The following is an 8,231-nucleotide window of genomic DNA, read 5'->3' on the forward strand; positions in this document are numbered from 1 at the left end:
AGTCGGCTTCTACGCGGGCGACGGCTTGGGCACAGGCCCAGTTTTTGCCCACCCACCTTTGGCCTTTGGGACGGGGATCCCCCTTGAGCAGGTGTAGGCGCGGATCTTGCCGTTCGGCAGCCAGGGCTTGGGCCAGCTCCCAGGTGGCATCCGTGGATTCATCGTCCACCAACCACACCTGTAAAGGGGCAGAGGTGCTGTCCAGAATGCTGCTCAGGCAGCCCACCACGTTCTCGGCCTCGTTGTAGGCGGGCACGATCACCGCCAGCCGCTCCATCCCGGCCGCGATTTCCCCTGCCTGTTCCGCCGGGGGATCCCTCAGCCAGGGGGAAGCCCGCAACGCTCGCCTCAGTTGCAGAGCCACTAGGGCAATCGCCAAAGCTGTTAAGGACAATACCCCCGTTAGGATTTCTCGGATCCCCACTCCTGCTTCCCTCGTTGTTTAGATGTGCTCAGGAACAGATTCCCACCTCTAATGCTCTAGCTCTGGGATGGCCCAATGATTTTCTAGGCAGACAAAACCCCCTCTACGATATCGCCATAGGGCCGGGGAAAGATTAGCCAGACCTGGCGCTGGGTTTCCACCAAGGCACGCACCAAAGGGGAAAGATGGGCAATTTCTTCATAGCCACGCTCGGTTTTGAGCTGGATCCCTTGGTCATAAAAGCTATAGCCCTGGACATGGGCAGAGCGGATGCCCAAGTAACTTTCAGGATCCAGCCCGTCCTGCAGCATTTTGGCCTGCACGGCGGCCACCAGGGTTTGGCGTTGTTCCTCAGACAACTGGGTAATGTTGCGGGCCTTGAACAAATCCCGCTCCAAGTAGCGCCGCGACAGATCCGCCAAGATGGGATCCTTCCCCGACATGGCCCAGAGGCGCATGGGGTAGCTGAAGATGATATCGTCGGCAGCCAAGTAGAGGGGGAGCGGCAACTCGAAGGGATCCCCTTTTTGAGCCGCCAGCGAGGCCCAGCACCAAGCGCTGAGGATGGGATCCAGCTCAATCTCCCCCCTTTGCAGGAGCGCCTCTGCCCGCCTGAATAGCCGCTCCAAGATAAAACGGGCACAGAGGCTCTTGGGGTGCTGGTACACCTGGGTGTACATGAAATAGCGCACCACCAGGTAGTGCTCGATGGCCCCCAGGCCTTTGCGGGCAGGGATGGACAGGGATCCCGTCTCCGGGTCATAATCCAGCACCGTTAGGATGCGATCCAAGTCCAGGTGGCCGTATTGGGCACCCGTGAGCAGGCTATCCCGCATCAGGTAATCGAAGCGGTCGCAGTCCAGTTGGCTGGAGATGAGTTGCCCCACCAGCGGCAGGGGAAATTGCTTCTGCAGCACTTGCTGCATCTGGGCCGGCAGTTGGGAATCAAACTCCGCCAGCAGCGTCCTCACCTGGGGATCCTCCCGGAGAATGCGGGCCGTCCAAACCTCGTGCCGGCAGCCGAAGATCTCTTCCCCGGCATGGCTAAAAGGGGCATGGCCAATGTCGTGCAGCAGAGCCGAGGCCAAGGTTACCGCCCGATAGGGGCGCAGCTCTGGGTAGCGATGGGCCAATTTGTCGAACAGCCGCCGCGTTACCTGCAGCACCCCCACCGAATGGGTAAAGCGGGATCCCTCTGCCCCATGGAAGGTAAAAAAGGCCGTGTCCAACTGGCGGATGCGGCGCAGCCGCTGAAAGGCCGGTGTATCGATCAGGCGAATGAGCAGAGCCTCAACCGCGTCCCCTCCATTCAGGCTGATGGCGCCATGCAGGGGATCGTGGTAGGTGCGGGACTTGCAAAACCGTAGCGGCATACTCCCACCATACCTCGCCAATTTTGGGATCCTTGGCTAGCCTGTCTGGGGGTGCTTCCCGCCTCGCCCTATCTATGCCCGCTTTCCCATGCCTCTCTCTGCAAAGGATGCCAGCACCCGAACCCCAGAAAACTCGACTCCAAGACAACAAGACAGCTGGGTGTTCCTCCTCTCCCTGCTGATTTTGATACTCAGTTTGGGGCTAACCGGCTGCTCTGCCAGTTCTGGATCCCCTGTTGTGCCCAGCCCACCCACCCTCACCCGCTACGTTGCCCTGGGAGCCAGCGATGCCGTTGGCTACAACGCCTCCATTTCCTGTGATGGCCCAGCCAACGCCGCCGGCACTCGACCCCAGCGCTCAGAGCCCCTGGACTGCCCCAATGGAACGGGCTATGTGCCCCGCCTGGCTCGCTTGCTGCCCGGCCCAGTGGAGCTTATCAACCTGGGCCGTTCGGGAGCGGTGCTCAGCCCCGCCATGCAAGCCCTGAGGCAGGGGATCCCGGCCAATTTGCTGCAGGATCAAGTGCCGCGCCTTCCCCCCGATGCCACCCTGATCACCATTTGGGTGGGCGGAAACGATACCAACGCCATCGCTCTGGCGGCGGCTCAACGGGCTCTCCAAGGTGAGGATCCCTTGCCCTTCGTCGATCAGCAGATCCGACAATTCGCCGCCGATTACCAAACCCTGCTGCAAGCGGTGCGTGCCCGTGCCCCTCAAGCTCGCCTGGCGGTGGCCAACCTGCCCAACTTCGCCCTGATTCCTCTGGGTCAGCAGCAACCCAGCAGCGTGCGCCAACTGCTCTCCCTGATCTCGGTTGGCCTCACGCAACGGGCCATCAACCCCTTAAGCCAACAGGGGATCCCAGTGGTGGACTTGCTCTGCGATCCCCGCTCCTACCGACGCGAGTCCTTCTTTCCCGGCCCGCTGGCCGACGGCTTTCACCCCAACGACCGGGGCTACGCCGATTTGGCCGATGCCTTCTTGAGCGCCCTTCGGCAACCGCTCCCTCCCCAAACCCGCTGCCCTCCCTTTAGCGAGGTGGGATCCCTGCAACCAGATGCGGCGGCAGAGTCTGCCCTCCGCAGTTTTCTCACGGATGGATACAAGCCGGCACAATAGGAAGGATCCCTGCGCTCGGCAAGGGATCCCAAAGGCGCTCAGAGGATCCACCCATGGAAAACGGGCCAGTTTTAGGAAGCAGCTACCGCTGCCGAGGAACGCCGCCGCCGGCCCAGAGCACCCGCTACCGGCTCCGGTTGGGTTTCCACACTCAGGGAAGACACAGACTCCTCTTCAGGGGATTGCACAAAAACCGCCACCGTGGGCCTGCCGGGCAATTGTTCTCGCAAGAAACGGCGCACCACCCGCTCCACTTCGCCCTTAAGGCCGGCCCAGTCGATGTCCAGGCTGCCCCGCTCCAGCGAGCGAGCAAATTGGGGCCACGCTTGCCGAAGGGTGTTCTCCAGAAGGGGTTTCAGGTCGGATCCCTTGAGTTGGTTCCCTTCCCCCGCCAAGCCAAAGGTTTGCACCTGCGGGGTGCAGAGCAACTGGCCGCTGCCGTCCAGGCTGATCACCACCGTCACCATGCCATCTTTGGCGATCTGCTGCCGCTCCTGCAGCATCTCATCCATCACCACTCCATCGTGGGAAGCGGCGATCATCTGTAGGCCAGAGGGGACGCGGCCTGTGATGGCAATGCGCTCCCGGTTCACCTCCACCACATCGCCGTTGTCGATGATCACAATGTTTTCCCGCGGGATCCCCATGCTCATGGCGGTTTCGGCGTGCTTGACCAGCATGCGGTATTCCCCGTGGGTGGGGACAAAGAACTTGGGGCGGGTGAGGGCAATCATCAGCTTTTGGTCTTCCTGGCAGCCGTGGCCGGAAACGTGCAGGCCCTTGTCTTTGCCGTAAATGACATTGGCTCCCAGCTCCATCAGCTTGTCGATGACCCGCGAGACTGCGATCGTGTTGCCAGGGATCGGGTTGGCCGACCACACCACCGTGTCTCCTGGCTTGATTTGCAACTGCGGGTGCTCGCCGTTGGCGATGCGGGTAAGAGCAGCCAGCGGTTCTCCCTGGGATCCGGTGGTGAGGATGATCACCCGGTCATCCGGCAGGCTGTTGATCACATGCATTGGCTGCAGCGTCTCGTCCTTGCAGCGGATGTAGCCCAAGCGCCGCGCGTGAGCCACCACATTCAGCATGGAGCGGCCCAGCAGAGACACCACCCGACCCTGCTGTTCGGCGATCTGCAGCACCAAGTTGAGACGATGCACCGAAGAAGCAAAGGTAGTGATGATCACCCGCCCTTTGGCTCCGGCAATGGCCTTGGTGAGACCCGGCACCACAGAGGCTTCGGAAGGGGTAAACCCCGGCACTTCAGCGTTGGTGGAGTCGCTGATCAGGCAGAGCACTCCCTTTTCTCCATGTTCGGCCAACCGCTGCAGGTCGAAGTACTCCCCATCCACGGGGGTATGGTCGATCTTAAAGTCGCCGGTCTGAATAATGACGCCCACAGGCGTGTGCAGAGCCACCGTAAAGCTATCGGCAAAAGAGTGGGTGTTGCGAATGAATTCGGCAAAAAAGTGCTTACTCAAGGGAACGATTTCACGGGGGCCAACAGGACGCAGCTCTGTGCGGTTGAGCAGGCCCACTTCCCGCAATTTCTCTTCCAGCAGCGCCAGCGCCAATCTGGGGCCGTAGATGACCGGAATATCAAATTCCCGCAGGTGATACGGGATGCCACCGATGTGATCTTCGTGGCCGTGGGTAACCACCATCCCCCGCACTTTGTCCCGATTTTGCTTGATGTAGGTCATGTCCGGCAGCACGATGTTAATGCCGTGCATGCTCTCATCGGGAAAAGCCAAACCGGCATCCAAGAGGATGATGTCATCCTCGTAGCGGAAGGCCCATGTGTTTTTGCCGATCTCCCGCTCGCCGCCCAGCGGAATCATCTGAACGGAAGAGGTAGATTGTGGGGTTACAGAACGAGAAACAACTGAAGAACGTGGTGTTGGCATATGGGTTTAGATCCTCAACAGTAAAAAAACAAAAACAGAAATGGGCACAAGCTATCCCCAACAAGGCTGTGGGTGAAAGCTGAACTCAGCCGCCGCAACTTATTTGCTTCCCAAGCTGGGAAAGAGCTTTTCGGGGAAAAAGCCACTTACCCACAGGTCAAACGCCACAAAAGAGCCCCTTGCAAACCCCTGAAAACCGTGGTCATGGCAGAAGCAAAGCCTAAAAATGCAATCATGAAACTTTCGTCGCCATTTGTTCGGATCCCTTCGATTCAGCCAGCAGGCCCATCTCTTCAAGCACCTGTCGCAAAACCTGCAGAGAACTGGGTTGCAGAGGCGCTAGGGGAAGGCGCGCCCGACCCACTCGCCAACCCTGCATCTCCAATGCGGCCTTAATCGGAACTGGGTTGGTCTCGATGAATAAAACCTTGAACAACGGAAACAGGCGCAGGTGGTGGGCCAAAGCTTGATCGTGTTGCCCCCTGATGTAGCTCTGGATCAGCTCCTGCAACTGCAACCCAACCAGGTGGCTGGCTACACTGACCACCCCGCTCCCCCCCAAAGATAGGAGCGGCAACGTCAGAGAGTCATCCCCTGAATAGATGGCGAAACGCGAGGGAGTGAGTCGCCGAATTTCCGAAGCTACATCCATCATACCACTGGCTTCTTTGATGGCGACAACCGTTTCCAATTCTGCTAATTGGGCTACAGTCTCCGGCTGTAAACTGGCCCCTGTCCGACTGGGAATGTTGTAGAGCAAGATGGGCAGGTCACTGGCTTGAGCAATGGCTTTGAAGTGCTCATAAAGGCCGGCCTGGGTAGGCTTGTTGTAGTAGGGCACCACCTGTAAAGAGCCGTCTAAACCCAATTGAGCGGCCTTTTTTGTGGCTTCAATGGCCTCACGGGTGGAGTTGGATCCCGTCCCGGCGATCACCTTAGCCCGACCGGCTACGGCATCTCGCACCACGCGGAACAGCTCATACTCCTCTTGCCAGGTTAGGGTGGGAGATTCGCCTGTGGTGCCACAGACCACCAAGCCGTCACTGCCGTGGGTTGCCAAGTAATCGGCCAAACGAGCGGCCTCATCGTAGTTAAGCTCCCCCTCATCGGTAAAGGGGGTAACCATGGCCGTCAGCACTCGACCGAAGTTCACCGATTGCTTCTCCCCATCAACCACACCAATCCGACGATTAACCGGGCGACCCAGATGAGACCAGTTTGTTTTTCCATCATACCTGCCTTTGCGTTAGGGATCCCGCTTGCCTGCCCTGCCAAGGCCCAGTTTGTGCCTCACCCGGTTGCCACAGGCTGGATAAAAGGGAGATAACAAAGAAGACAGACCGTTTGAACACGGAATGTATAGCCATTTGCCAATCCTGCCCCTACCTTTGGGGGGAGCAGCCTTTCTACCGACACTTGAGGATCCCTATGGACGCCCTAACTGCCCTGAAAGAGCGCATTTCCGCCGACAAATTGGATCCCAGCCGCCGTTTATCGGAAGCGGAGATCCGAGAGCTGGTGGCTTATGCTACGGAAGCTCCTTCTTCCTTCAACATTCAGCACTGGCGGTTTGTTGCGGTCACCGACCCGGAAGACAAAGAGCGCCTCAAATCTCTGGCCTACAACCAACAGAAGGTGGCGGATGCATCGGTGGTGTTTATCATCCTGGGGGATCTGCGGGGGTATGAGAAACTGCCTGAAATTGTGCAAAGAAGCGTTGCTGCCGGGATCCTCCCCCCCGAAAAAGCGGAAGGCTGGGTGAACATGGCCCAGGCAACCTATCTCCACAATCCCACCTTGGCGCGGGATGAAGCGATTCGCTCTGGGGCGATGGCTGCCATGGCGCTGATGATCGCGGCTCAGGCCAAGGGTTTGGTGAGCGGGCCGATGATCGGCTTTGATCCGGAAGGGGTAAAGCGGGAGTTCGGCATTGCCGACCGCTACGTGCCGGTGATGCTGCTGGCGGTTGGATATGCGGCAGCGGGTAACCTGCCGCGCAAGCCTCGCTTGGGGGTGGATGAAGTTCTGGCCTTTGGGCGAGGGCAGGAGTTTTAGCCCTAGGCTCAGGTGGGATCCCTGTCACCCTCTCCTGAGCTCCTACCGGCATCAAGCCTTGAGAAAATGAACCAGCTGTTGCAAGCGATCCCAAGCGGCACCCCTGGCGAGAATCTCGCGAGCTTGGGCGATCCCGGCTCTCCAATCGGGGGCCACTCCGGCCACCTGCAGGGCCAAAGCAGCATTCAAGGCCACCACATCCTGCTGGGCAGGCGTCCCGGATCCCTGGAGAACTTGGGTGAGGATGGCGGCATTTTCCGCCACATCCCCCCCCTTGAGAGCTTGGGTGGGTGCCAGGGTCAGCTCGTAATCTGCAGGGTTCAAGACTTCCGTCCGTACCAGCCCACCGGACAGGATGCCCAGATCGGTGGGTTGATCCAGACCGGCCTCGTCGAGACCTTCGCGGCTGTGCAACACAATGGCCCCTTCCCGTCCCAACAGGCGCAGGGCCTCTGCCATTACCGGCACCAGCTCCTGGGCGTAAACCCCGATCACCTGGCGGTTGGGATAGAGGGGGTTGACCAAGGGCCCCAACAGGTTGAAAATGGTGCGAACCTTGAGGGCCCGCCGATAGGGGATCACCGCCCGCATGGCCGGGTGCCACTGGGGAGCAAACAAAAAGGTGATGCCCACTTCCGCCACAGCCGCCCGCACCCGCTCTGGCTCAGCCCCCAAGTTCACCCCCAGGGCCTCCAGCACATCCGCCGAGCCGACCTTGCCAGAGGCGGAACGGTTGCCATGTTTAACCACCGGGATCCCGGCTGCACTGACCACAAAGGCCACCGCCGTGGAAATGTTAAAAGTGCCGGCCCCATCGCCGCCGGTGCCACAGGTATCCACCAGGAGAGGCAAGTCCAGCGGGGATCCCATCGAAGCCCGCTGCAGCACCCGTGCCATTCCGGCCAGTTCACCGGCGCTGACCCCCTTGGCTTGCAGAGCCGCCAGAATCGCCCCCGACACCACATCTGGCACTTGGTTCTGGAGCCAACCGTTCATCAACTGTTCAGCTTGGGCTTCGCTGAGAGATTGCCGATCCAGCAACTGCCCCAAAAGCTGTGGCCAAAGGTCAGCCGTTTCCGTCATGGGTCGGGATCCTGGGTGTCAGCGGGTACTTATAGTAGCGTATCCCGCCTCTGGGTCACTTGCCTCGTGCAGGTCGGGCCATGCTGAGGGTTAGCTAATCCGCCCAGAAGCTCCGCCCTCCTTATTGCTACGCAACGCGACGCAACCACTTTAGCGGCGCGGAGCGCTATGCCTCAGCGTAAGGGTCGGGATGAAAGGCGGTCTTTGTTCTATAATCAACCTGGCTGTACAAAACGGCTTTGCCGGAATCTGGTACAGCTACGCGGTGG

At 59.8% G+C, this 8,231-nt stretch carries 7 protein-coding genes; 2 read left to right on the plus strand and 5 right to left on the minus strand.

Annotated elements, in window-relative coordinates; genetic code table 11:
* Positions 1–424: glycosyltransferase family 2 protein (locus tag NW815_RS01485; protein ID WP_414415641.1), on the minus strand; the 424-nt coding region annotated here is incomplete at its 3' end.
* An 83-nt stretch (positions 425–507) separates the two neighbouring features.
* Positions 508–1,797: an HD domain-containing protein gene (locus NW815_RS01490; RefSeq protein WP_414390501.1), complete on the minus strand. Its 1,290-nt coding sequence runs from the start codon at positions 1,795–1,797 to the stop codon at positions 508–510.
* Positions 1,798–1,957: 160 nt separating this feature from the next.
* On the opposite strand from NW815_RS01490, the gene NW815_RS01495 reads away from it, so the two are divergent.
* Complete coding sequence (locus NW815_RS01495; RefSeq protein ID WP_414390498.1) at positions 1,958–2,917, plus strand: SGNH/GDSL hydrolase family protein; 960 nt, start codon at positions 1,958–1,960, stop codon at positions 2,915–2,917.
* A gap of 71 nt (positions 2,918–2,988) precedes the next feature.
* On the opposite strand, the gene NW815_RS01500 is transcribed toward NW815_RS01495, so the two are convergent.
* Together NW815_RS01500 and dapA are read right to left on the minus strand one after the other, a co-directional pair.
* Positions 2,989–4,824, minus strand: coding sequence for a ribonuclease J (locus NW815_RS01500; RefSeq protein WP_414390495.1), 1,836 nt, complete (start codon positions 4,822–4,824; stop codon positions 2,989–2,991).
* A 232-nt stretch (positions 4,825–5,056) separates the two neighbouring features.
* On the minus strand, positions 5,057–5,977 hold the full coding sequence (gene dapA / locus NW815_RS01505) for a 4-hydroxy-tetrahydrodipicolinate synthase (protein ID WP_011431720.1): 921 nt from the start codon (positions 5,975–5,977) through the stop codon (positions 5,057–5,059).
* A 275-nt stretch (positions 5,978–6,252) separates the two neighbouring features.
* On the opposite strand from dapA, the gene NW815_RS01510 reads away from it, so the two are divergent.
* Positions 6,253–6,879 (plus strand): nitroreductase family protein, encoded by a 627-nt coding sequence (locus NW815_RS01510; protein WP_414390492.1) that lies wholly within the window; start codon positions 6,253–6,255, stop codon positions 6,877–6,879.
* A 51-nt stretch (positions 6,880–6,930) separates the two neighbouring features.
* On the opposite strand, the gene trpD is transcribed toward NW815_RS01510, so the two are convergent.
* A complete protein-coding gene (trpD, locus tag NW815_RS01515) occupies positions 6,931–7,962 on the minus strand; it encodes an anthranilate phosphoribosyltransferase (protein ID WP_414415642.1) in 1,032 nt (343 codons plus the stop codon).
* Positions 7,963–8,231: the final 269 nt, after the last annotated feature.

The sequence above is a fragment of the Synechococcus sp. R6-7 genome, assembly GCF_047461695.1.
Classification (GTDB): domain Bacteria; phylum Cyanobacteriota; class Cyanobacteriia; order Thermostichales; family Thermostichaceae; genus Thermostichus.

Bases quoted from the DNA above. Each gene is read 5' to 3' on its own strand.
- NW815_RS01510 (WP_414390492.1), top strand. From the start codon at position 6,253: ATGGACGCCCTAACTGCCCTGAAAGAGCGCATTTCCGCCGACAAATTG.
- NW815_RS01500 (WP_414390495.1), bottom strand. From the start codon at position 4,824: ATGCCAACACCACGTTCTTCAGTTGTTTCTCGTTCTGTAACCCCACAA.
- trpD (WP_414415642.1), bottom strand. From the start codon at position 7,962: ATGACGGAAACGGCTGACCTTTGGCCACAGCTTTTGGGGCAGTTGCTG.
- NW815_RS01490 (WP_414390501.1), bottom strand. From the start codon at position 1,797: ATGCCGCTACGGTTTTGCAAGTCCCGCACCTACCACGATCCCCTGCAT.